General features: G+C 65.8%; 20 protein-coding genes and 1 tRNA gene. 5 read left to right on the top strand and 16 right to left on the bottom strand.

Annotated elements, in window-relative coordinates; translation table 11 throughout:
* Positions 1-10 precede the first annotated feature (10 nt).
* The 4 genes from QX135_RS10235 to QX135_RS10220 all read right to left on the bottom strand — a co-directional run bounded on the left by QX135_RS10235 (position 11) and on the right by QX135_RS10220 (position 5033).
* Positions 11-1972 carry an alpha amylase C-terminal domain-containing protein gene (locus tag QX135_RS10235; RefSeq protein WP_316176427.1) on the bottom strand — a complete coding sequence of 654 codons (1962 nt, stop codon included), beginning with the start codon at positions 1970-1972 and terminating at the stop codon, positions 11-13.
* A 22-nt stretch (positions 1973-1994) separates the two neighbouring features.
* Positions 1995-2366, bottom strand: coding sequence for a tRNA-binding protein (locus tag QX135_RS10230; RefSeq protein ID WP_315737564.1), 372 nt, complete (start codon positions 2364-2366; stop codon positions 1995-1997).
* A gap of 505 nt (positions 2367-2871) precedes the next feature.
* Positions 2872-3783, bottom strand: a complete 912-nt coding sequence (locus QX135_RS10225) for an AraC family transcriptional regulator (RefSeq protein ID WP_315771135.1) — start codon at positions 3781-3783, stop codon at positions 2872-2874.
* Between the two features lie 257 nt (positions 3784-4040).
* A complete protein-coding gene (locus tag QX135_RS10220; RefSeq protein ID WP_315771134.1) occupies positions 4041-5033 on the bottom strand; it encodes an AraC family transcriptional regulator in 993 nt (330 codons plus the stop codon).
* A 665-nt stretch (positions 5034-5698) separates the two neighbouring features.
* On the opposite strand from QX135_RS10220, the gene QX135_RS10215 reads away from it, so the two are divergent.
* Positions 5699-6073, top strand: a complete 375-nt coding sequence (locus tag QX135_RS10215; protein WP_315737561.1) for a hypothetical protein — start codon at positions 5699-5701, stop codon at positions 6071-6073.
* Positions 6074-7056: 983 nt separating this feature from the next.
* Here QX135_RS10215 and QX135_RS10210 read toward each other — a convergent pair.
* The 8 genes from QX135_RS10210 to QX135_RS10175 all read right to left on the bottom strand — a co-directional run bounded on the left by QX135_RS10210 (position 7057) and on the right by QX135_RS10175 (position 16281).
* Positions 7057-8031, bottom strand: a complete 975-nt coding sequence (locus tag QX135_RS10210; RefSeq protein ID WP_315737560.1) for an oligopeptide/dipeptide ABC transporter ATP-binding protein — start codon at positions 8029-8031, stop codon at positions 7057-7059.
* The gene (locus tag QX135_RS10205; protein WP_316177228.1) at positions 8028-9017 is read right to left on the bottom strand and encodes an ABC transporter ATP-binding protein; all 990 of its coding nucleotides are present in this window, start codon (positions 9015-9017) and stop codon (positions 8028-8030) included. Before QX135_RS10205 ends, QX135_RS10210 begins: the two co-directional genes overlap by 4 nt.
* Before the next feature lie 34 nt (positions 9018-9051).
* The gene (locus QX135_RS10200) at positions 9052-9969 is read right to left on the bottom strand and encodes an ABC transporter permease (protein ID WP_316176429.1); all 918 of its coding nucleotides are present in this window, start codon (positions 9967-9969) and stop codon (positions 9052-9054) included.
* Positions 9966-10907 (bottom strand): ABC transporter permease, encoded by a 942-nt coding sequence (locus tag QX135_RS10195; protein WP_315754136.1) that lies wholly within the window; start codon positions 10905-10907, stop codon positions 9966-9968. The genes QX135_RS10200 and QX135_RS10195 overlap by 4 nt, the downstream gene beginning before the upstream one ends.
* Before the next feature lie 15 nt (positions 10908-10922).
* The gene (locus QX135_RS10190) at positions 10923-12524 is read right to left on the bottom strand and encodes an ABC transporter substrate-binding protein (protein ID WP_316176430.1); all 1602 of its coding nucleotides are present in this window, start codon (positions 12522-12524) and stop codon (positions 10923-10925) included.
* A 303-nt stretch (positions 12525-12827) separates the two neighbouring features.
* Positions 12828-13784: an N-carbamoyl-D-amino-acid hydrolase gene (locus QX135_RS10185; RefSeq protein ID WP_316176431.1), complete on the bottom strand. Its 957-nt coding sequence runs from the start codon at positions 13782-13784 to the stop codon at positions 12828-12830.
* A 75-nt stretch (positions 13785-13859) separates the two neighbouring features.
* Entirely contained in the window at positions 13860-15389 is a 1530-nt protein-coding gene (locus QX135_RS10180) for an aldehyde dehydrogenase family protein (RefSeq protein ID WP_316176432.1), read from the bottom strand.
* 10 nt (positions 15390-15399) lie between these two features.
* Positions 15400-16281 (bottom strand): NAD(P)-dependent oxidoreductase, encoded by an 882-nt coding sequence (locus QX135_RS10175; protein ID WP_316176433.1) that lies wholly within the window; start codon positions 16279-16281, stop codon positions 15400-15402.
* Positions 16282-16389: 108 nt separating this feature from the next.
* Here QX135_RS10175 and QX135_RS10170 point away from each other — a divergent pair, with 108 nt between their 5' ends.
* Positions 16390-17346 (top strand): LysR family transcriptional regulator, encoded by a 957-nt coding sequence (locus QX135_RS10170; protein WP_316176434.1) that lies wholly within the window; start codon positions 16390-16392, stop codon positions 17344-17346.
* Between the two features lie 83 nt (positions 17347-17429).
* Positions 17430-17753 (top strand): hypothetical protein, encoded by a 324-nt coding sequence (locus tag QX135_RS10165; protein ID WP_316176435.1) that lies wholly within the window; start codon positions 17430-17432, stop codon positions 17751-17753.
* 49 nt (positions 17754-17802) lie between these two features.
* Here the strand turns inward: QX135_RS10165 and QX135_RS10160 are convergent.
* The 3 genes from QX135_RS10160 to QX135_RS10150 form a co-directional block, all read right to left on the bottom strand.
* Positions 17803-17876: transfer RNA gene (locus QX135_RS10160), tRNA-Gly, on the bottom strand.
* Between the two features lie 422 nt (positions 17877-18298).
* Positions 18299-18919 (bottom strand): TMEM175 family protein, encoded by a 621-nt coding sequence (locus QX135_RS10155; RefSeq protein WP_315754120.1) that lies wholly within the window; start codon positions 18917-18919, stop codon positions 18299-18301.
* Positions 18920-19077: 158 nt separating this feature from the next.
* Positions 19078-19884 (bottom strand): hypothetical protein, encoded by an 807-nt coding sequence (locus QX135_RS10150; RefSeq protein ID WP_316176436.1) that lies wholly within the window; start codon positions 19882-19884, stop codon positions 19078-19080.
* A gap of 372 nt (positions 19885-20256) precedes the next feature.
* Here QX135_RS10150 and QX135_RS10145 point away from each other — a divergent pair, with 372 nt between their 5' ends.
* The gene (locus QX135_RS10145) at positions 20257-22146 is read left to right on the top strand and encodes an acyltransferase family protein (protein WP_316176437.1); all 1890 of its coding nucleotides are present in this window, start codon (positions 20257-20259) and stop codon (positions 22144-22146) included.
* A 6-nt stretch (positions 22147-22152) separates the two neighbouring features.
* Here QX135_RS10145 and QX135_RS10140 read toward each other — a convergent pair whose 3' ends face one another.
* A complete protein-coding gene (locus QX135_RS10140) occupies positions 22153-24051 on the bottom strand; it encodes an acyltransferase family protein (RefSeq protein ID WP_316176438.1) in 1899 nt (632 codons plus the stop codon).
* A 234-nt stretch (positions 24052-24285) separates the two neighbouring features.
* On the opposite strand from QX135_RS10140, the gene QX135_RS10135 reads away from it, so the two are divergent.
* Positions 24286-24756: a hypothetical protein gene (locus tag QX135_RS10135; protein ID WP_316176439.1), complete on the top strand. Its 471-nt coding sequence runs from the start codon at positions 24286-24288 to the stop codon at positions 24754-24756.
* Positions 24757-24760: the final 4 nt, after the last annotated feature.

Raw genomic sequence — 24760 nt, 5'->3', positions numbered from 1 at the left:
CCTACGGCCGTTACGCCCGCGCAAACACCAGCACGCCGTTCGCCGGGATCGTCACCATCGCCGAGCACGGCTGGCTGTGCAGCGCCGGGCCGCCTGCGATCACAGCGCCATTGTTGCCGACCACGCCCGGATTGACCCAATTGTCGTAGACGTCGCTGTTGAACACCTCTTTCCACTGCCCGGCCGCCGGAAAGCCGATGGCGTAGTCGCGCCATGGCGTCTCGCTCAGGCTCACGATTACGACGTCGTCGTCGCCCTGGCCATCCCAGCGGTGAAAGGCGAGCACGCGGTTGCCGTCATGGACGTGGACGATGGCGCAGCCTTCGGCGGTCAGCGCCGGATGGGTGCGGCGGATCGCGATCAGTTCGCTGGTAAAGCGCATCGCATCGGCGGTGATCTTGTCCTCGCCGTCAAGCAGCGCCCAACTGATCGTTGTGTCGGGGTTCGGCGTGTCGCTCCATGGTCTGTCCTCGAACAGTTCCTGGCCCATGAACAGCATCGGGATGCCCGGCGCGGTCAGCAACAGGCCCGTGGCGACGCGGCTGCGGCTGCGCGCATACCAGCAGCGGCTGTCGACGGGATCGGCGAGGCGCGGGATGCGCGGCTCGCGGCCGGCATAGACGATGTCGTGGTTCTCGATCGAGTTCACCGCGCGCCAGCGCTTGTCGAGGCTGAGATCGGCGATCGCCGCGGCGATCGGCTGCATCGCAACGGCAGCGCCGGCGCCTCCGGCCGCGCTGGCGATGGCGCCGCGCACAGCAAGGCGCAGGCCGTCGCTCCAGGTCGCGTCGAAGCCGGCGCCACCTTGTGCGATGTCCCGCACCACCCACGGGTTCACCGGCCAATATTCGGCGATCTGGAACGCGTCGGGCTTCTCGGCGCGCAGCGCCTCGGTGAGCTGCTGGCAGGTCGCCCAGCCGCCGAAGCGGTCCATCACGCTGACCTCGTCGAAGCGCAGGCCGTCGGCGTGGTACTCGCGGTACAGCATCACGGCATTGTCGACGAGGTACTGCCGAACGTCGGCGTTCCAATAGGCGAACACCTGGCCGCCGGCCCAGCCCTGGTCGGTGAAGTACAGGCTGCGGTTGGGATCGCCATAGGCCTGACGGTCGAAGAACCAGATGCTGTTCTCGTCAAAACCGCCGCCGGCGTGGTTGTAGACGACGTCGAACAGCACCGCGATGCCATGGACATGACAGACGTCGATCAAGGCGCGCAGTTGGTCGTCGCAATGACGCACGGTGTCGACGCCGGCGTAAGGCGCCGCGCCAGCCGCGACCAGGATCTCATTGGTGCGGGCGACATAGGCGGCGAGATGCGCCTCCTCGGCCTCGCCATAGTCGGTTTCCGGGCTGAACAGGTCGGTGCCGTTGTAGCCCATGCTGAACATGGTCGGGAATTCCTGCACCGGCAGCAGCTCGATGGCGTTGATGCCGAGCTTCGCCAGGTGCGGCACGCGCTCGATCACGTCGAAGAAGCAGCCGTCGGGATTGCCCGCCTTCATGTCGAAGGTGCCGACGTGGAGCTGGTAGATCACGAGCTCGCTATAAGGCGGCGGTGTGAACGCGGTGTCGTGCCAGGGAAACGCGTTGGGATTACGCAGCACCGAATGCGATTGCGGGAACGGCGGATCGACGGTCAAGAGCCGCGCATGCGGATCGCGCTTGTAACCCGAGGTGCCCTCGCCTTCGACGAAGTACATGTAGGCGTCGCCGTCCTTCAGGCCGGGGATGAAGATCGCCCAATGGCCGTTGCCGATCGGCGCCAGGCGGCAGCTCGCGTCCTGCGCCCAGTCGTTGAACGGGCCGGAGACGTAGACCGCCTTGGCATGCGGCGCGAACACGCGGAAGGTAGCGCCGCCGGTCACCAGGGTGCCGCCCATGGGAGCCTGGAGAAGATGCATCTGCCGCAGCGAAATCCTCAATCCTTCGGGGAATGGCGGCAGCGTAACAGGTTCGAGCAGCATATCCATGATGGTCGGCTCTCCCCGGCGCTCAGAACAGCCGCGCGCCATTCGGCACGGGCTTGTCCGGCTGGAACAGCACGACGTTGCCGGCCTCGTCCGGGAAGCCGAGCGTCAGCACCTCGGACATGAACTTGCCGATCTGGCGCGGCGGGAAATTGACGACGCCGGCGACCTGGCGGCCGATCAGGGTGGCTGGATCGTAGAGCGTGGCGATCTGGGCGCTGGAGCGCCTGGTGCCGATGCCGGGCCCGAAATCGATCGTCAGCTTCAGCGACGGTTTGCGCGCCTCCGGATAGGGCTCGGCCGCGACGATGGTGCCGACGCGGATGTCGACGACCAAGAACTGGTCGAAGCTGATCCCTGCTGCCGCCGGCGCTGTGGGATCATGGGCAAGATGCATGGCGGCCTCATCGAACGCATGACCGCGCGGGAAGGCTTGCGGTGCCGACGCGGTCTGGGTCGGAATCTTTAATCGCCATAAGGGCTCCTGACAATGCACCCGCCCGGCGACGGCACGGCATATGGACGATTGGCTGTATTGGTGTGGCAGGCCGGTCGCAGGGTGCGAAGCCTTCAATCGCAGGCTGGGCAAGCGGGGGTGCCGCTGCCCCGCATCGCCGAGCGGGAGGTGCGTGAATCGCCATGGAATGTCGCTATCCGGCGAATCGTCGCGTGCACGCCTTGACCCGCCCTGCAGCATGTCCGCCGCCGAGCGCAATGATTATGACACGTCGCCCGTATTGTCGCAGTTCGGTCGCTTTGCCTCCAGACACAGCACGGAGGCCCAGCCTGGCTGCGACTACTGGACATCATCAGCAAGCTTCGCCGGGCACAACCTGCCCACCGCGCGTTGCCGGCCCCGGCGCTCTTGGGAATGGTCCTGGCCGGCGCTTCTGTCAGGCGAGCTAGGCGGCGCGCCGCCCGCGCGACAGAGTTTCGGATGGAAGCTCACCGAACATGTCGCGATAGTCTCTTGCGAAGTGTCCGAGATTTCCGAAGCCGCAATTGAAGGCGACTGCAGAGACGGAGGTGCGCTGATCTGCCCCCGAGAGCATCTGCTTTGCCCGTCGCAATCGCACCGTTTTCGCAAACGCCATCGGCGAGTATCCGCGGCTCTTCTTGAAAGCTGTATAGAGCGCGCGGATGCTGACGCCTGTCTGTGATGCCAGCGCCTCGATCGTGATGGCGCGGTCCCAAGAGGCCTCGATATACTCTTCGGCCAGCCGGACGATCCGCGGCACGACGTCCTTTTCGGCTCTCTCCAACAGCTCGCTGAAATTGTGGCGGTGAGCCGACAGGAAGGAAACGATGAGAGCCTGCTCCAGTTCAACGAGCACCGTGCGTGGCAGCTCTGTCGCCGCCGCATCCAACTGATGAGCGAGGAACATCGCCAGATCGCGCAAGACCAGAGCGTTCGGCTGCACCGCAGCCGCTATGGGATCAAACTTGAGGACACCGGCTGGCTTTGCACCGAGCAGCGTCGTCAATGTCTGCTCCAACGCCCTCGCGCTTATTCGAAGAATGAGCTGCTCATAACCTGGCTCGAACACAATCCTGTTGGGTTCGCCAGGCGCAACTATGCAGGACTGCCGCTCGGTTATCGCGATCGCCGTGCGATTCAGAATGGTCAAAGCGCTGCCTTTGAGGCCAATTTGCAGGCGCGCGAAGTCGCTCTCCGGGAACTTGACGACCGCCCTCGCCCCGCCATATGCACAAAAGCCCAGGCCGATATTCGTAAGCTGAAGGTAGTTGCCCACCCCCAGGAAGCCATCTGCCTTGGTGACTGCGAAGCCAGTTGCCCCGTAGACCGTACGCAACGCGTGCTCCATCGCCTCCGGATCGTCTGTACGAATGACGGGAGCGCGGCTCAGGAGGCTTACGGATCGGTCCAAGTTCATCGAAGGATGGTATCTCAGGTTTGACCGGACTCAAACCTGGGAAAAACCCGGTCAGCGGCGAGGTGCCGCAGCTCCCTTCATCGCCGATATAGCTTGAGGTTCCAGTTTCTGAGCGACCTTTGCTGCTGCCCCAGCGCTCTTGGGAATGGTCCTGGCCGACGCTTCTATCAGGCGAGCTAGGCGGCGCGCCGCCCGCGCGACAGAGTTTCGGATGGAAGCTCACCGAACATGTCGCGATAGTCTCTTGCGAAGTGTCCGAGATTTCCGAAGCCGCAATTGAAGGCGACTGCAGAGACGGAGGTGCGCTGATCTGGCCCCGAGAGCATCTGTTTTGCCTGTCGCAATCGCACCGTTTTTGCAAACGCCGTCGGCGAGTATCCGCGGCTCTTCTTAAACGCAGCAGAGAGCGCGCGGATGCTGACGCCTGTCTGCGATGCCAGCTCCTCGATCGTGATGGCGCGCCCCCAAGAGGCCTCGATATACTCTTCGGTCAGCCGAACGATCTGCGGCGCGACGTCCTTTTCGGCTCGCTCCAACAGCTCGCTGAAATTGTGGCGGTGAGCCGACAGGAAGGAAACGATGAGAGCCTGCTCCAGTTCGACGAGCACCGTGCGTGGCAGCTCTGTCGCCGTCGCATCCAACTGATGAGCGAGAAACATCGCCAGATCGCGCAAAACCAGAGCGTTCGGCTGCACCGCAGCCGCTATGGGATCAAACTTGAGGACACCGGCTGGCTTTGCGCCGAGCAGCGTCGTCAATGTCTGCTCCAACGCCCTCGCGCTTATTCGAAGAATGAGCTGCTCATAACCTGGCTCGAACACAATCTTGTTGGGCTCGCCCGGCGCAACTATGCAGGACTGCCGCTCGGTTACCGCGATCGCCGTGCCATTTAGAATGGTCACAGCGCTGCCTTTGAGGGCAATTTGCAGGCGCGCGAAGTCGCTCTCCGGGAACTCGACGACTGACCTTGCGCCGCCATATGCACAAAAGCCGAGGCCGATGCTCGCAAGCTGAAGGTAGTTGCCCACCCCCTGGAAGCCATCTGCGTTGGAGACTGCGAATCCAGTTGCCCCGTACACCGTACGCAACGCGTGCTCCATCGCCTCCGGATCGTCTGTACGAATGACGGGAGCGCGGCTCAGCAGGCTCACGGATCGGTCGAGGTTCATCGGAGGATCGGTCCCCACTCTTATATGGCTTTTGCCAAAATATTGGAGCGTACGTCTTCCGGGCTGATCCAAGTCAACCTCCGAACACTTTCGTCAGGCGGCAGGCGCCTCAGTTCCATCAGGTTCCCGTTTCTCACATGTTAATTCGAAAGGGTAATTGGCTAGTGATGCAGCTAATTCTGAGCAAAGTTTGCAGAGACTGGACTTGAGAATGACTTCAAAATCGCTGCGCGACGCGCTTCAATCTCGTTGAGATGAACAGGCCGCAGGTCTTCTCTGCGGCCGCAAGAGAGGAGACGAACGTGGCGGCACGGGACCAGTATTTCAGCCCGACGACGTGGAACTCATGAGGTCCGTGCTGGACGAGGCGGTGATCATCCTGCCCACTGACACACCGCCAGTGTCTCACGTTTCCTATGGGACACAGTCCTCATGATTGGCTCTCAAGCCTGAGCGGGCGTCGTTCGCGTGCCGCTCGACGGCTTTGAGGGAATGGGGATCAGGTGATCAAGACAAGCGCCCCCAACCGTCGACGCTGGGCGCTTGAGATACTCGATATTGCGAAGCAGGTCACCGAAGCGATGAACTTATGACCTTGTCACAACGCGAGCCTGGCAACGTCCACACGCCTGTCGATATGAGGCGATATGAAGTGAGTCCTTATCATGCTTATCAAGACGGTCACGTTGCATTCTATTACTTATCTTGTAGGGATTACCAGTTCAGTGGCAGTGCACCAAGTCATCCCCTCGCCGGGCACAGCGATCATCTTCCAGTCTGGCACGACTGCAATACGTTATCAGCAGGTCGCCAATCGCTCGACCAAAAGCGATAAGTTGCCAATCAGGCACGCAAATCGTCAACTCAACGTGCCAGGTTCTAAATTCGGAACCGACTGCAAACCGCCAATTGATGTCCCTGGGCGCTGCTTTGCAGACGCCGAAGGGATCCGCAAGGTCGCGTTGTCCGCTCCCGGCCCCCTTCGTGGCATACCGATTGCTTTGAACCAAATCGGTCCTGATGCGACGGGTCTGGTGTAGTCGTGGTGCAGAAAAAAATGACCGATATTCGAAGCGGCGACCTGTCCAATCAGGCTGTATTGAAATCGCTAAGTAGACTCCGCGCAGCAAAGCTGCGCCTCGATCGGCCGACGTCGCTCCAATCGACAGAGGCCACCCTGTTGTCGCAGATCGCGCTTTGCGACGTTCTATTGGACGAAATTCAGTCGATCGCTTGCAGCCTAAAGCGGCCGAGGCCGTACCCCGGTGAGCCGACGGCTGGTCGGAACCGGGCACGGCTGTGGTACCGTTCCTCAAACATGGGGTGCAGCGCCGGCACGCGGCGCAGCGATGCCGCCTTCCACCGCTGGAGACGGGGCCGCGTGCCGTCGATTGACGAGGCCGGTGCGGCCGATGGGTCCCAGGGTTCCCCACGCGCATCGCGGCCGCTCGCCGCAGAGTCTCGCAGCCTCCCAAAACTCCGCTGTCTTCCCGGCGTACGCAGGGACCCATAACCACGGGGGATTGGTGACATGAGATGGCTCGACGTCCGCAGCCCAATGGCCTTTGCGGAGTATAGGTCCCGGGTCGGCGCCCCGCCGCCGCTTCGCGCCGTCGTGGCTTGCTCGGGACGACAACGGAGGTTGGCGGGAGAGCGGAGACGCGGATCAGTCGTCACGTAGCCCGGATGAGCGCAGCGACATCCGGGTTCACCGACACGGCACGTGAGACCCCGCATGTCGCTGGCGCCGACGCGCGTCCCGCGCGCCGGCTATCGCTCATGCGGGCTACGCGCCGCACCCAGACAGATCCGCCAGATCCGCGCGAGAAGCGCACCATCTCTCCCCCGTCATGGCGAGCGCAATGAAGCAATCCAGACTGCCGCCGCGGAACGATTCTGGATTGCTTCGCTGCGCTTGCAACGACGATTGGCGCGACGGTCCCGTGCATCAAGCTGTCATTCGCACCGGGCGGTGGGCACGTCGCTGCGCGGCTTTCGCCGCGTAGCGCCTACACGACTACAACTACACATTCTCCAGATGGCACGCCACCCACTGGTCCTCGCCCTTCAGACGCAGCTCGGGCGCCTCCACTCGGCAGCGGTCGAATGCGAGCGGGCAGCGGGTGTTGAAGCGGCAGCCCTTGGGCGGGTTGACGGGGCTGGGAACATCGCCCTTGAGAATGATCGGGGTGCGCTCGGCGCCGGGCTCGGGAATTGGGACGGCTGAGAGAAGCGCCCTGGTGTAGGGATGGCCGGGGGACGCGAAGATCTGGCGGCGCGGGGCGAGCTCGACGATGCGGCCGAGATACATCACGGCGACGCGGTGCGTCATGTGCTCGACGATGGCGAGGTCGTGGCTGATGAAGAGGAGCGCGAGGCCGAACTCGCGCTGCAAATCCTGCAGCAGGTTGACGATCTGCGCCTTGACGGAGACGTCGAGCGCCGACACCGCCTCGTCACAAACGATCAGGTCGGGCTTGGCGGCGAGCGCGCGTGCAATGCCGATGCGCTGGCGCTGGCCGCCGGAGAATTCGTGCGGGCGGCGGTTCACGGCGTCGCGCGGCAGCCGGACGATCTCCATCAGCTCGGCAATGCGCGCATCGCGCTCGGCCGCAGTCTTGGCGAGGCCGAAATTGTTGATCGGCTCGGCGAGGATGTCGCGGATGCGCATCCGCGGATTGAGGCTGGAGAACGGATCCTGGAACACGACCTGCACGCGGCGGCGCATCTCGCGCAGGCGGTGCGGGCCGAGATCGTCGATGCGCAGGCCGTCGAGCACGATCTGTCCGGCCGTGATGTCGAACAGCCGCAGGATGGCGCGGCCGACGGTCGACTTGCCGCAGCCGGATTCGCCGACCAGCGACAGGGTCTCGCCGCGCGCGATCTCGAACGACACGCCGTCGACGGCGTGCACCCGGCTCTTGGCTCGGCCGAACAGGCCGCTGCGGATCGGAAAATGCTTCTTGAGGTCGTTGACCTGCAGCAACGGAGCGCTCATGCGGCGGCCTGCTCCTTGGCGGCGAAGTGACAGGCAGCGATGTGGTGCGGCGCCTTCTGCTCCAGCCCCGGCGCATATTGCCGGCACACATCGGTGGCGAGCGCGCAGCGGCCGGCGAACACGCAGCCCTCGATGCGCTGCTTGAGGTCCGGCACCTGGCCGGGAATCTCCGCGAGCCGCTTGATCTCGCCCGATAGCGACGAGCCGAGCTTGGGCAGCGCGCCTAGCAGGCCCTGCGTGTAGGGATGGCGGGGGCTGCGGAACAGCTCCCTCACCGGCGCTTCTTCGACCTTGCGGCCGGCATACATCACCATCACCCGCTCGGCGACCTCGGCGACGACGCCGAGATCATGGGTGATCAGGATGATCGCGGCGCCGACGCGCTGCTTCAGTTCCAGCATCAGCTTGAGGATCTGCGCCTGGATGGTGACGTCGAGCGCGGTGGTCGGCTCGTCCGCGATCAGGAGCTTTGGATTGCAGGCCAGCGCCATCGCGATCATCACACGCTGGCGCATGCCGCCCGACAGCTGGTGCGGATATTCGCGCACGCGCCGTGCCGGCTCAGGGATGCCGACCAGGGTCAGCATCTCCACCGCGCGCGCTTCCGCCTGCGCCTGGTCGAGCCCCTGATGCAGCCGCAAGGTCTCGCCGATCTGGCGGCCGACGGTGAGCACAGGGTTGAGGCTGGTCATCGGCTCCTGGAAGATCATCGAGATGTCGTTGCCGCGAAGGCTGCGCATTTCGCGGTCGGAGAGCGTCAGGATCTCGCGGCCCTCGAGGCGGATGGAGCCGGCGATCTTGCCGGGCGGCTCCGGGATCAGCCGCATCATCGACATCGAGGTGACGGATTTGCCGCAGCCGGATTCGCCGACGATGGCGAGCGTCTCGCCGGGATTGACGTGGAACGACACGCCGTCGACGGCGCGGTTGATGCCGGTGGGCGTGCGGAAATGCACCTGCAGGTTCTCGACCTCGAGCAATGGCATCATTTGAGCTCCCGGCGATCTCTGACTGCGCTGCTCATGGGTTCTTCGCCATGCGCGGGTCGAGCGCGTCGCGCAGGCCGTCGCCGACCAGGTTCACCGCGAGCACGGTGACCGACAGGAACGCCGCCGGGAAGAACACGATGTAGGGCTTGACCTGCCACAGCGCGCGGCCCTCGGCCATGATGTTGCCCCAGGACGGGATGGTCGGCGGCGTGCCGGCGCCGATGAAGGAGAGGATCGCCTCGGTGATCATGGCGCTGGCGCAGATGTAGGTCGCCTGCACCAGCATCGGCGCGGTCGTGTTCGGCAGGATGTGGCGCAGGATGACCATCGGCGTGCGCGTGCCCGAGGCGACGGCGCCATCGACATAGGGCTGCTCTCGCAACGACAGCACGACGCCGCGCACCAGCCGCGCCACGCGCGGGATCTCGGCGATGGTGATGGCGAGGATGACGTTGCCGACGCTGCCGCGCGTCAGCGCCATCAGCGCCACCGCCAGCAAGATCGGCGGGATCGACATCAGCCCGTCCATGCAGCGCATCAGCACGCCGTCGGCCCAGCGCACGAAGCCGGCGACGAGGCCGATGGTGAGCCCGATCAAGGAGGCGCCAAGCGCCACCGCGAGGCCAACCGTCAGCGAGACGCGGGTGCCGTAGAGCACGCGCGAATAGATGTCGCGGCCGAGCGCATCGGTGCCAAACCAGAAATCCGCCGACGGCAGCCGCGTGCGCTTGGCCGGCGCGATCGCGGTGGGATCGACGGTGAAGAGGAACGGCGCGAACACGCCGATGATGACGAGCAAGAGCAGCAGCGCGCCGCCGATCGCCACCGTCGGATGGTTGCGCAGGAAGCCGATGGCGCCGCGCCGGATCTTCGGCGCGACCATCAGGTCCGGCAGAACGGGCGCGACGACGAGGCCCGGCGGCGGCGAAATGGATGTCGTGGCGGTCAATAGCGGATCCTCGGGTCGACCAGGGTGTAGGTGATGTCGATCAGGAGATTGACGAGCACGTAGACGAAGCTGAACAGCAGCACGATGCCCTGGATCACCGGGTAGTCACGGCGCAGGATGGCATCGATGGTGAGCCGGCCCAATCCGGGAATCGCAAACACGCTCTCGGTGACGACGGCGCCGCCGATCAGAAGCGCAATGCCGATGCCGACCACGGTGACGATCGGCACCGCGGCATTCTTCAGCGCATGAATGAACAGGATGCCGCCCTGCCCCAGCCCCTTGGCGCGGGCGGTGCGGATATAGTCCTGCTGCAGCACCTCGAGCATGGCGGCGCGGGTGATGCGCGCGATCAGCGCGATGTAGACGCAGCCGAGCGCGACCGCGGGCAGGATCAGGTTCTGCAGCCACGGCCAGACGCCTTGGGCCAGCGGCGTGTAGCCCTGCACCGGAAGCCAGTCGAACTTCAGCGCGAACACATAGGCCAGGATGTAGCCGACCACGAACACCGGCACCGAGAAGCCGAACACGGCAAAGGCCATGATGATGCGGTCGATCCAGGTCCCTGCCTTCCACGCCGCGATGACGCCGAGCGGCACCGCGACGATGATGGTGAGGACCAGCGTCACCATCATCAGTGACAAGGTCGGCTCGATCCGCTGGGCGATCAGGGCCGACACCGGCAGGTTGGTGAAGATCGAGGTGCCCAGATCGAAGTGCAGCAGACGCCACACCCAACTGCCGAACTGGACCAGAAATGGCTGGTCCAGTCCGAGATTGGCGCGGATGCGCTCGACGTCGGCCGGACTCGCCTGGTCGCCTGCAATGACAACGGCCGGATCGCCCGGCGCGATGTACAGCAGGCTGAAGACGAACAGCGCGACGATCGCCATCACCGGCAGCGTCGACAGGACTCGTCGGAGCGCATAAGCGAGCATGAGACGTCTTTCGCTTTACGCCGTCTTCGACACGCCCCAGAACAGCGGGATCGGCCCCTTGGTCACGCCGGAGACGTTCTTGCGCCACGCGGTGTAGCCGAGGAAGAAGCCGGTCGGCGCGAACACGACGTCGTCGAGCGCGGCCTTGTTGATGCGCGCGGCAACCGCCTTCTCCTCGTCGAGCGACTTGGCGGCGAACCAGTTGGTGATCTCCTTTTCCACGGGCTCGCTGGTCGGCCAGCCGAACCAGGCCTTGTCGCCATTGGCGCGCAGCGCGGTGTAGGCGGCCGGGTTGATGCAGTCGGCGCCTGCGTGCCAGGTGTGGAACATGTGCCAGCCGCCTTGCGAAGGCGGCGTCTTCTGCGCGCGGCGGGCGCCGACGGTGCCCCAATCGGTGGCGACGAAGTCGACGGTCATGCCGAGCTTCTTCAGGAGATCGGCGGTAACGTCGCCGAACGCCTTGGTGATCGGCTGGTCCTGCGCGACGACGCAGGTGATCGGCTCACCCTTATAGCCGGCCTCCTCGAGCAGCTTCTTGGCCGCCGCGAAATCGCGCTTGCCTTTGAGGATGTCGCCGCCCGCCTCGGTATAGAGCGGCGTGTCCGGCGTGAAGAATCCGGGCAGCGGCTTCCACAGCGCGTTGTCGTCGCCGACCAGCGCGCGCATATAATCTTCCTGGCTCATCGCCATCAGGATCGCCTGGCGCGCCTTCACGTTGTTGAACGGCGCATGCAGGTGGTTCATGCGGAACGAGCCGACATTGCCCAGGGGATCGCCGATGTCGACGCCGATGTTCTTGTTGCCCTTCAGCACCGGCACGAGATCGGTGATCGGGTTCTCCCACCAGTCGACCTCGCCGTTCTGCAACGCGGCGGCCGCGGTCGCGGGATCCGGCATGATCACCCATTCGACGCGATCGACCAGCACCTGCTTGCCGCCGGCGAGCCAAACCGGCTTCTCCTGGCGCGGCACGTAGTCGGTGAACTTCTCGAACACGGCCTTGGCGCCCGGCACCCACTCGCCCTTGACGAACTTGAACGGGCCAGAGCCGACATATTCCGCCATCTGCTTGAACGGGTCGGTCTGCGCAATGCGCTCGGGCATGATGAAGGCGCAGGGCGCATTGCCCTTGCCGAGCGCGAACAGCATCTTCGGATAGGGCTGCTTCAACACCCATTTGAAGGTCTTGTCGTCGACGGCCGTGAGCTCGTTCTGCAGCGCCTTCAGCATCAGCCCCATCGGATCGCGCGCCGACCAGCGCGTGAGGCTGGCGACGACGTCCTTGGCGAGCACCGGCTCGCCGTCGTGGAATTTCAGGCCAGGACGCAGCTTGAAGGTCCAGGTCAGGCCGTCGTCGGACACCTGCTCGGATTCCACCATCTGGCGCTGCGGCACGAACTGGTCGTCGATGCCGTACAGCGTATCCCACACCATCGCGGCCGCGTTGCGCACGACATATTGCGTGCCCCAGATCGGATCGAAATTGGCGAGATTGGCCTGTGGAACAAAACGCAAGGTGCGTGCGGCAGCGCCTTGTGCGATCGCCGGCGCCGCAAACCCCGTCAGCGCCAAGCCACCCGCGCCCGCCAAACCCTTCAATACCGTTCTGCGATCCATGTTCTCTCCTGATGCAACTTGCCTGAGTTCAATTGCCGAAATTGTAAGCAAGGCCCATGCCATGCGCGCGAAGGGGATTCATTTGAACGCAAATGAGGCATGAGGCGCAAGCGCGCAGGTGCCGTAGGGTGGGCAAAGGCGATGCGATAATCTCTCCGCGTCCGAGGTCACCGTGGCGCCGTGCCCACCATCGCGCCGCACACTCCGCCGCAAGACGGTGGGCACGGCGCCATTGCGGTCTCACATTTGGAAACAGCACGGCTGCGCCTTTGCCCACCCTACGCAGTGTGCCAGCTGGCCGCATCACGGCTTGCGCACCGGCGAGCCATCCGCCATCAGCCGCTCGCCCTTGCGTTCGACGATCATGCCATAGGCTTGCGGCTGGCGGTGGACGTCGAAATTGAAGATCGTCTGCTTATAGGATCTGCACAAATCGAGGTCACAGCGCGCCAGCGCGATCTCGTCGCCCTTGGTGGCGCAGGCCGCCACGATCTCGCCCGAGGGTGCGATGATGCAGCTGCCGGCGATGTGGTCGATGCCCTCCTCGATGCCGCCCTTGGCGACGCCGATGACCCAGGTGCCGTTCTGATAGGCACCGGACTGCATCACGAGGCGGTTGTGGAACAGCGAAAGGTCGTCATGCTCCGGTGCGGGCGGATTGTGCACCGGCGTGTTGTAGCCGATCAGCACCATCTCGACGCCCTGCAGCCCCATCACGCGATAGGTCTCGGGCCAGCGGCGGTCGTTGCAGATCGCCATGCCGATCACGCCGCCAAAGGCGCTGGCGACGCCGAAACTTTTGCCCGGCTCGAAATAGCGCTTTTCCAGATGTTGGAACTTGCGCCACGGCTCGTGCTCGGCATGTCCCGGCAGATGCACCTTGCGGTATTTCGAGACGATCGCGCCGGTCTTGTCGACGAGAATGGCCGTGTTGTAGCGGTGCACGATGTCGTCTTCGACCGTCAGCTCGGCATAACCCAGGCAGAAGCCGATGCGCAGATCCTTTGCGAGCGCGAACAAGGCCTGCGTCTCCGGCCCCGGCATCTCGCGCTCGAAATAGAGGTCGATCTCGGCCTGATCGGCCATGTACCAGCGCGGGAAGAACGTCGTCAGCGCCAGCTCGGGATAAACGATCAGGTCGCAGCCATTGGCGTGCGCCTGCCGCATCAACGCCATCAGTCGCGCAACCACCGCGGTCCGTGTTTCGCTCTTGGCAATCGGGCCGAGCTGACCAATGGCGACGTTGACGAAGCGCGGCATGTTTCCGTTCCTTATTTCGGAACTAAGTGATCGTTCCGTGGCGCGCAGCTCTTGCACCGATCATGCCATGCCCGCTCAATCGCGCAAGCCCGGCGCGTAGCCGAACGCCACGGCCGGCTCGGCCGCGGTCTCGACCCACACGCTCTTCACCTGCGTGTATTCGTAGAGCGCCTCGACGCCGGAGGAGCGGCCATGGCCGCTGTTGTTGTAGCCGCCGAACGGCGAGGCGACGTTGATGGTCTTGTAGGCGTTGATCCAGAACGTCCCGGCCTTGACCTGTGCTGCGACGCGATGCGCGCGCGCGACATCCCTGGTCCACACCGCGCCCGCGAGGCCGAACTCGCTGTCATTGGCGATCACGATCGCCTCCGCCTCGGTGTCGAAGCGGATCGCGGCGACGACCGGACCGAACACCTCCTTGCGCGCGATGCCCATGGCGTTGGTGACGTTCTTGAGCACGGTCGGCTTGACGAAATATCCGCCGTCCTGCGCCACGCCATTTGCGCCAGCGACGATCTCGGCCCCCTCCGCCGCGCCTTCGCGGATCAACGACAGCACGTGATCATATTGCCTGGCGTTGTTGATCGGACCGATCTCGGTGTCCGCCGACAGCGGATCGCCGCATCTGATCTTCGCCGCGCCTTTCGCGACCAGATCGACGAAGCGGTCATAGACCGCGCCCTGCACCAGCAGCCTGGAGCCGGCGACGCAGCTCTGTCCGGCGCCGCCGAAGATCGCGGCCTGCGCGCCGACGGCGGCGCGTTCGAGATCGGCATCGGCGAACACGATGTTGGCGGACTTGCCGCCGAGCTCGAGCACCGACGGCAACAGCCTGCGCGCCGCAGCCTCGCCGATCAGCCGCCCGGTCGGTACCGAACCGACGAACACGACCTTCTTGACCGCAGGCTGCGCCAGCGCCGCCTGGCCCGTGGTGTGGCCGAAGCCGGCGAGCACGTTGACGACGCCCTTCGGCAGGCCCGCGCGTTCGGCGATGAATGCGAGCGCCAGCGAGGTCAGCGGCGTCAGCTCCGACGGCTTGAGCAGCACCGCATTGCCCATGCTGATCGCCGGTGCGATCTGCCATCCCGCGGTGAAGATTGGCGCGTTCCACGGCGTGATCTGCAGCGCCACGCCCATCGGCTCGCGACGCGTGTAGTTGAGATGGCTCGAAGGCACCGGGATGACGTCGCCGTGGAATTTGTCGGCCCAGCCGGCATAGTACTCGAACATCTCCGCGACCTTGGCGACCTCGCCCCTGGTGTCGCGGATCGGCTTGCCGGCTGACAGTGATTCCAGATGCGCCAGCGGCTCGGCCGCTGCGAGGATCGCCCGTGCCACCGCCTGCATCACGCGGCCGCGGCCCGCGGCGGTCAGATTCGCCCACTCCGCCTGCCCCGCCACAGCAGCTGCCGCCGCCTTGGCCGCCACATCGGCGCCGGCATCGGCATAGGTGAACAGCAATCTGCCGGTGGCCGGATCATTCACCGAGACCGTCGCGCCATCGCCGACGATGAGGTCACCGCCGACATGGGAGCCAACGGCCTCCAAGTCAGGCCAGAACGGTAGCGTCGCGGCGCGCAGGCGGGGATCGATGAAATGGGTCATGGCGGCAGGCTCACGGCTTCGCCATCGAACCGAGCTGCAGCTCGACGATGCGGTTGAAATCATCAGTGTCGGCAATGCTGGCGGCGCTGTCCGCCCAGATGCGCGCGGTGTCGGCGGCCATCGGCAGCGACAGTCCGAGCTCACCGATGAGCTGCGCCGCGAGCCTGACGTCCTTGCGCATCAGCTGCATGGTGAAGCCGGAATCGAAGGCGCCGTTGAGAATCCAATTGGGCACGTTGACGAGCGTGACGCCGGAGCGGCCCGAGCCGGCATTCAGACCTTCCAGCAGCCGCTCGGCATCGACGCCCGCCGCATCGGCGATGCGCAGCGCCTCCGCGGCGGTGAGCAGGTGCGCGGCGCAGAGGAGATTGTTGACGATCTTGGCGACGTTGCCGGCGCCGACGCCGCCGACATGGACGCGCTTGGCGCTCATGCGATCCAGCACCGGCATCACACGCGCCAGATCCGCGTCGTCGGCGCCGATCACCATGGTCATCGTGCCGCTCGCCGCGCCCTTCGGTCCGCCGCTGACGGGCGCATCGACGAAGCCCATGCCGCGCGCCTTGAGAAGGGCTGCGAGCCGGCGCGAGGTCTCGGGATGCGAGGTCGAGGTGTCGACGATGACGACGCCGGGCCTGGCCTGCGCGAGGATGCCGCCGGCGCCCTCCACGACATCGGCGACGATGCCGGCGGTCGGCAGCGACAGGATGACGATGTCGGCGGCGGCGATCACGCCGCCAATGCCGTCGGCAATCGCGATGCCCTCGGCCGCCAGCGCCGCGCGCGTCGCGGCGAGCGCGTCATAGCCGGTGACGGCAAAGCCGGCACCGTTCAGCGTCAGCGCCATGCCGCGCCCCATCTTGCCAAGTCCGATGATGCCGATCGGGGTCACGAGGCCTCCTGCCAGGATTTGCCTCGGCAGCGTAGCCGCACGATTCCGGGGCAGACATCAGCGCCCTCCGCCGCTAGTGTTGCCCTGAGGTCAACAGTTTCCGAAGCCATGTCCGCCCTGCTCGATCACCACCGCCTGCACTATCTGCACGAGGCGATCCGCCTCGGCTCGGTGCGCGCCGCCGCGGAAGCGCTCGACGTCAACGCGTCGGTGATCAGCCGGCAGATCGCACTGCTGGAGAAGGAGCTCGGCCTGACCCTGCTCGAGCGGCTCAGCCGCGGCATCCGCGCCACCGAGGCCGGCGCGCTGCTGGTCGAGCGCTTCCGACAATGGCAGGCCGACCAGACCGACACCGTCGCCAAGCTTCGCGAATTGCAGGGCCTCAAGCGCGGCCATGTCGACATCGTGCTCGGCGAGGGTTTCGTCAGCGACCTGATGTCCGGCCCGCTCGGCCGGTTCTGGCAGCGCCATCCCGACCTCACCATGGCGTTCGATCTCGCCGGCACCAACGAGGTCGTCAATGCCGTTGCCGAGGATCGCCATCACATCGGGCTGGTGTTCAATCCGGGCGCCGATCCCCGCATCCGGATCGCCACCGCGAGCCGGCAGCCGCTGTGCGCGATCATGCCGCCGGATCACGCGCTGGCGCGGCTCGGCCGTCCCTTGCGCCTGCGCGAGCTCGCCGACCACCCGCTCGGACTGATGCATCCGAGCTACGGCACGCGCCAGATCGTGGCGATGGCGGAGGCGGCCGAACGCATCGCTCTGTCGCCGAAGCTGACCACCAGCTCCATCAACGTGCTCCGCCACTTCGTCAGGAGCGGCCTCGGCCTGACGCTCTTGCCCGCCTTCTCGATCGCCGCCGATCTTGCCGACGGCTCACTCGCTGCCGTGCCGGTCGACAACCGCCTGCTGGCCTCAAGCGAAGCCTGCGTCATCACCCGGCGCGGCCGCGAGCTGCCGCATGCCGCCGGTCACCTGCTGCGCTTCCTGAGTGGTCAGATGCGGGCGTTCCGGGTCGGCGGAGCCGCCGGCAAGACCAGGACGCGCGGCGCCGGACGTTGATCCGCGCAGATCACCGCGGATCGTTTTCCGTTGCGCTCGCACGTGGGTTGCGATTGGATGTTGCAACCTCGGGAATCGACCTCATGCGCAACGTTCTCGCGATCGCGTTCGGCCTGTGGGCGGCGACAGCGGCCCAGGCCGAGACCTGCCAGTTCATCGGCAACCAGATCCTGTGCGACGACGGGACCTCGGGGCAGCGGATCGGCAACAACACCTATTGGAACGACGGCTCCTCGTCACAGCAGATCGGGCGCTTCACCTACAACAACGACGGCAGTAGCTCGCAGCAGATCGGCAATCACACCTACTACAGCGACGGCACGTCGGCGCATACGATCGGAAGCACGACCTACTTCAGCGACGGCAGGACGTGCCGGCGGATGGGCAATCAGATCCATTGCGACTAGTCAGCCGCCCCGACCGGACCGCTGCAACAGATTTTCGGCAGAAGGGCGCTGGAGCGGGTGAAGGGAATCGAACCCTCGTATTCAGCTTGGAAGGCTGCTGCTCTACCATTGAGCTACACCCGCATCAGGGCGTTCCCTAACATGGTCCGCGGCGGGTCTCAACCTCTTCGGGGCGGGGTTTCGAAGCGGATGGGTCCCGGATCGGGCCTGATGGAACGGACCGAAGCGATGGCAGCGCACGACACCGAGACCGCGGCGCGGCACGCCGGCGGCGGCCCGGTTCCGTAATCTGCCCCCTACCCTCGCCGGCCGGACCGTCCTATATTGGCGTGACCATCAACAACGAAAGGAGGTGATCCAGTGTCTTTCACCAAGCGCTGTCACCTCGCTGGGATCGCCCGCTGAGCGGCTCTTCATGAGCGACGTTTGAGGGCGTGATTCGTCAGCGGATTGCGCCATCGCGGCTTGGCAACGGGGCGGTCTCGGCCCTGGACCAGCGAGTTCAAGAACGGAAGCGCGGCGGGTCTTACGGCTCGCCGCGTTTTTTATGGCACCTCCGCCCGTTCCCCGGCGGACGGTGCCGGGGGCGCCGGCTCACTGCGGATGAACCGCCGCGCCAGGAAGCCGCCGAAGCCGAGCATCCAGAAATACTGCACATACTCCGGTGCAAGCGCTGCGATCACGATGCCCGGCACGAACACGATGACGGGAAAGATCGCGCCGGCGATCTCGGCATGGCGGCCGCTTGGAAGCGCGAGCCACCACAGCGCGGCGTTCAGCGACGCAATGATCGTCAGATGCAAGCCATAGAGGACGGCCACCGCGCTGCTCAGCCTGTAGCCGCCGTAGAGCCCGTTGGTCACCGGCAGCAGCACGATCGACAACAGGAAGAACAGATTCAGGATGACCACGGGCCGGCCCGCGAACGGCTGCCGGGCCAGCCGCCGGTGGTGGCTGATCCAGAACACGCCGGCGATGATGAAGCTGAGGACCAGCCCGGCGAGACGGCCGGAATAGGTATGCGCCAAGTCGATCCAGCCGGGCATATGCGCGAAATTGGGCTTCGGCAGGTCGTAGGCGAGAAGCGTCATCGCCACACCGAAGATGGTGTTGGACAGCGATTCCAGCCGGCGCATCTCGAACAGGTGGGACTGAGGCTCTGTCATGTCGAATCGGAAGCGACCGCGGCGGGGAACGGAGATGAAGACTCACGTTCTATAGCAGCTCCGGCGCCGCACCGCCCGACCTCGCTGCCGCCCTTGGGCGGCAGCGGTCACGTCACTCGCCACCCTCCAGACCACAACCGGCGATCGAGCGTCAGCCCTCACCGGCACGCATAGATATGGCCATCGAAGCCGCGATAGCTGCGCGTCGCCGGGTTGTAGCTGCGGAACTGGACGCAGGCCGGCACACCCGCTGTGCGCAGCCGTGGCTTGTCCTCCGGATGCAGCCGGGCCGCGGTCGGGGTTGCGGCCGCAGGCCTCGCCATCACGATCATCGGCCGGCTGGCGACCATGCGCGATGTCCTGCCGCCATCCTTGACCGCTGCATCCCTGACGGCGACCACAACGGCCTGCGCCTGGGCCGCCTTGCCGGATGACGGCTTGCCCGATGAGGCCCTGGCTGGGGATGGCGTCGTCGCGGGCGGATTGGCCGCGGCCGTCTTGGCGGAGGACGGCTTGGCAGAGGACGGCTTGGCAGAGGACGGCTTGGTCGCTGCTGCCGCCGTCGACGGCGATTTCACGGACGGCTTGGTCAGGGACGGCTTGCTGGCGACTGGCTCTGCTGCGGCGGCCTTCGGAGCCGCATCCTGCTTGTCCGTAACTGCGGCCTGCTTCGGCTCAGCCGAGGCGGTGGATGTCGTCGCTGCCGCCTCCGCAGCCGCGGCAGGCTTGACCTCGGGACCGGCCGAAATGTCGGCGCTGGCAGCCTGGCTCGGAACGGACGGTCCGGGATTGACCGACGCGGTCTTGTCGTCTGCAGGGATCTTGTCCTCGGCAACGGGCGCCTCGGCCGGCTTCTTGATCAGCTTCTTGCATTCCAGCGGGAACACCAGCTCGCCCGACGCCGTCAACCCGATCGGCTCGCATCCGCCGAACGGCCCGCTGTCCTTGCCCTGATCCTTGGCCACCTCGCCTGCGGATGGTGAGGAGCCGCCCGGCTCGGCGCTTCGCGCAAGCGAACCGCCAACTACAATCTGAAATAGAACAACGCCGCACAACAATCCGGCCCGGCCGGCCTTCCGCCCCAATGTACGCATGACACGCTCGCTCGACGCATGAACTCCGACAAGGCCATCACGCCATTGAGGCAAGTCTGTGAAGGCACGTCGCGGATTCCCGCTGCGATGTCAATTCGATGGCATTGTGTCCTGTTTGCACGATCAACCGTGCCGCAGGAATCCCTCAATGCGGTTGCAATCGGAGCCTAACAGGGTCGCCCGCGTGCGGTGACCGTCGGGCATTGACGGCCGCCGCCAGATGCGAGCGTCCGGACAGCCCCCTTGAGCGCAACCGACTATCGTCCCGACATCGACTGCCTGCGCGGCTTCGCAGTGATCTCGGTGATCGCGTTCCACTACGACATCTCGCCGTTTCGCAGCGGCTATGTCGGCGTCGACATCTTCTTCGTCATCTCGGGCTTCCTCATCACGCGGATCATTCATGCGGAGGCGCGGACCGGAACGTTCTCGTTCGCGGCGTTCTACCGGCGCCGTGCCCGGCGCATCCTGCCCGCCGCCCTCGCGATGCTGTGCGTCACCCTGCTCGGCGCCAGCGTGATCCTGTTGCCGCGAGATGCAGTGTCCGTGGCGCACCAAGCGTTGGCCGTCCTCGTCTTCTGCTCCAACATCCTGCTGTGGTCGCAGCAGGGCTATTTCGACGCCGCCGCCATCACCAAGCCGCTGCTGCACACCTGGTCGCTCGGGGTCGAGGAGCAGTACTATCTGCTGTTCCCCACGCTGGCGCTCGCCGCCTTCGCGCTGCGGCGGTCGCTGATGCTTGCGAGCTTCGCCGCGGTCTGCGCGACCTCGTTCCTGCTCTGTGTGATCCAGACCCGGCTGCAACCCGCCGCCGCGTTCTTTTTGTTGCCGGCCCGGGTCTGGGAGCTCGCGCTAGGCGCGCTGCTGGCCGTGGAAGCCCTGCCGGCGCCGCAAAGCCAACGGCTCAGGATTGCGGTGGCAGCACTGGGCTGGATCGCACTCGCCGCCGCCGTCAACCTGTTCTCGCCGCACACGCCCTATCCCGGCACGGCCGCGCTGCTGCCGTGCCTCGGCGCCGCCGCCGTGATCTGGGCCAATCCGACCCCGAGCAAGGCCGTGCTGACCGCGGTCAAACCGATGATCGCGATCGGGCTGTGGTCCTACTCGCTCTATCTCTGGCACTGGCCCGTCGTCTCGCTGGCGACGGCCGTCTGGGGTCCGCCGAGCTCGATCGCGGACAAGCTGGCGCTGCTCGGAGCCTGCACCGTGCTGGCGCTGACGAGCTTCTATCTGATCGAGCAGCCGGCGAGGCGCGCGCAGTCGCCGATCACGGCGCGCGCGCTGGTCGCGAGCGCATCGGTCGTGCTGCTGGCCTCACTCTCGATCATCGGACTTGCCGGCTTTCCCGCCCGCTTCTCGCCGCGGGAGCGGGCGATAGCGGAATTCATCAGCTACGATCATAAGTCCGTCTATGAGAGCGGCACCTGCTTCCTCGATCCGGGCCAGACGTTCGAGGCGCTGCAGCCGTCATGCCTTGCCAAAGGCGCGCGCCCGCGCATCCTAGTGTGGGGCGACAGTCACGCCGCTCACCTCATCCATGGCCTGACGCGAGCCATGCCCCAGGCCTCGCTACTGCGCGCCAGCCTTGCGCAATGCGTCCCTCACGCCGAAGCGGGCCAGTCCGCCGCCTGCACGAATTTCAACCGCCGGCTGCCTCGGCTGGTGCGCGAGCTCACGCCCGACATCGTCGTGCTCTCGGGCAATTGGACGCGCACCGCGACGACGCCGGCCGCACAGGCGAGCCTGCTCGCCACGATCAAGGCGATTGCGGACACCGGCAGCAAGGTGGTGGTGGTCGGGCCGAGCCCGCAATTCGATCGTCCGCTGCCGCATCTGCTGATCGCGGCGAAGCGGTTCGGCGTCGGTACCGACGGGCACATGCTGGATCTGCTCGGCGAGGTCGACGACTTCATGCGCACGCTGCTGACGGACGTGGCGCAGACCGAATACGTTTCGCTGCTCGCGCTGCTGTGTCCGGCAGGAGATTGCGTGCTCCAGACCTCCGACGGCGCGCCGCTCGCCTGGGACGACGGTCACCTCACGGCGCAGGGCTCGGAGCTCGCAGGCGCACGGATCGTCGCGGCGTCGCCGGCATTGGCCGCGGCCGCAAGCGCCGCAACCGATAGCGAATAGCGCCACCTAATCGTCCGACAGGAACCTCGCGAACACCGGCGCGGCGCGCTCGCCCATGCGCTGGGCCCCTGCCACGGTGAAATGGCCGGCATCCTGGAACAGCCACACGCCCCCCTCCACGACCGGGCAATCCTGGTCGCAATAGACCTCCGAGGGCCTGAGCAGCGTCACCTTGGCCAACGGCCTGATCGCCTCCGACAGGACGGCATCGATGATGCGGTTGGTCGCCACCGCCTCGCTCTTCGGCACGGCATCGCACGGCTTGGCGGGCGCATGCCAGCGCGGCCCCGGCAGCATGCGTAGCTGATCGAAGGCGCAATTCACCGGACGGACCTGGCCGCCGACGACGAGGAAATGCCGGCCCGGCCGGTCGAGCAGACGGATCGTCTCGGCAAGATGAGCGGCGACCGCGGCGTTGCGGGCCTGCGCTGCCGGCCCATCGCCGAGATCGAGATAATGCTGCCACGCCTGCCCGATCACCACGAAATCGGCCTGCGACTGCCGGATCCGCGGCAGCTCGCTGTCGCGCAGCTCGGCGCAGACCTGGGCGCGCGGTCCCTCCGCGGTGAGCCCGGCGAGCGTGGGACATCCGCTCATGGTGGAGACGTGCCCGATCATGCCGCGCGCCTTCAGCGTCGCATCGAGCGCGGCGACATATTGCTGGACATAGGAATCGCCGAGCAGCTCGACGCCGCGCGTGCCGTCGAGATCGCCGAACGCGCAGAGACGGCCGAAGGTGCGGCCGCATTTGTTGAGGCCGAAGCCCTGCAGCTGGAACAGCGCGAGCTGGTCGTCCGGCAGCCGCGACACGACGCCGTTGGCACGGAACGTCACATGGGTGAGCGCGGCACCCACGATGAGCACGGTCGCAAAGCTCGCCACCTGCGCGCCCCTCGGCCACGGCAGCCGCCGCAGCGGCCGCTCGACGATGACGAACATCAGCGTGGTCAGCACCGCCATCAGCGCGAGCTGCGCCGCCTGTCCCGCCGCGGTCTGCGCCGCATCGCCAAAGATGAAACGGACGAAGAAGATCACTGGCCAGTGCACGAGATACAGCGAATAGGAGGCGGCGCCGACGACGCGAACCGGGCGGACCATCACCAGCGATGTCGGCGCGTTGGCCGCGATGATGACAGCGGTGGCGATGCAGGGCAGCAGCGCGGCGACGCCCGCAAGGGACTGATAGCGGCCGATCACGAGGAGGCTGCCGGCCAGGACGACATCGCCACAGGCGGCGGCGAGCAGGCGTGCGCGCGGCGACGCTGCCAGGCGGGCCTCGAGCGGAATGGCGAGCGCGCCGAGCGCGAATTCGAACACCCGGAACGGCGTCAGGAAGAACACGGCCTCTGGGTCGCGCGGCAACCAGAGTGCGGCCGCGGCAAAGGACAACAACCCGATCGCCGCAATGGCACGGAACACATGCCGACGCGTACCGACCCACATCAGGAGCAGCGGCGCCAGCGCGTAGAATTGGACCTCCGCAGACAGCGACCACAAATGCAGCAGCGGCAACTGATCCGCGCTCGGTGCGAAATAGGCGCTGGCCTCGCGCCAATACTGGATGTTGGCGATCGAGAGCAGCCCGTGCGTCGCCTCCTTGGCGAGCTGGCGCAGGGCTTCCGGCGACAGAAACAGCCAGCCGACCGCGAACGTCGCCGCTGTCGTCGTGACCAGCGCCGGCAGGATGCGCCGCGCCCGCCGCAGATAGAAGTCCGACAGCGAGAAGCGCTGCGCAGCGACGTCGCGCAGGATCTGCCCGGTGATGAGATAGCCGGAGATGACGAAGAAGATGTCGACGCCGGCATAGCCGGCCTCGAAACCCGTGATCTTCAGATGAAAGAGAATGACGATGACGACAGCGATCGCCCGAAGGGCATCGATGTCAGCCCGATGACTGCGTTCCAATGTCGTCCACTCCGCGCATTCCTCGAGGCGGACGAGTTGCGCAGACACGAATGGCAACAGCGGGAAACAGTCATGACGTCATCGGACCCATCCGATGACACCGCGCCGGCGATGCCGTGGCGGACGTGAAGGAAGTTTGCTGAAGTCGGCCGCAAGTTCGGCAATCCGTTGAACGATCAGCTCGAATACGGCAATCTGGCGGCGCTGAGGGACCATGCGGGGCTGAGGACGGTGATGAAACTGTTGCGAGGAGAATGGCGGGCAGCGTTCGCGGGAATAGCCGTCTCGGCGCTGCTGGCGGCAGCCACCGCAGCCGCGGCGCAAGCCCAGACGCCTGCTCCCGCGCCCGGTCCCGCTCAGACCACGGTCGAACGCAACGCCAAGGGCGTCGCCGGCAAGCCGATCCAGGTCGGGATCTATCTCAACGTCCAGCCCGACTGCTCGTCCGGCCCCCTTCCCTCCATCCGTCTGCTGACGGCGCCGGGCAACGGCACCGTCACGATCAAGCGCGGCAAGGTCAGCGCGACCAACTACAAGCAGTGCCTCGCCCTGGAGGTGCCGGGCTTCATCGCCTTCTATCAGTCGAGGGCCGACTTCGCCGGCACCGACACGGTGACGCTCGAGGTCAAGTTCCCGCAGGGCCGCACCGAAGTGCAGCGGATCATGATCAACGTCGGCGTCGGGCCGGCGGGGCAGAAGATCTGAGCCG

This window comes from Bradyrhizobium sp. SZCCHNR1098 (assembly GCF_032489375.1).
GTDB lineage: Bacteria > Pseudomonadota > Alphaproteobacteria > Rhizobiales > Xanthobacteraceae > Bradyrhizobium.
Note: the sequence above shows the minus strand (reverse complement) of the source record. Positions and strands in the feature narration are given on the sequence as shown.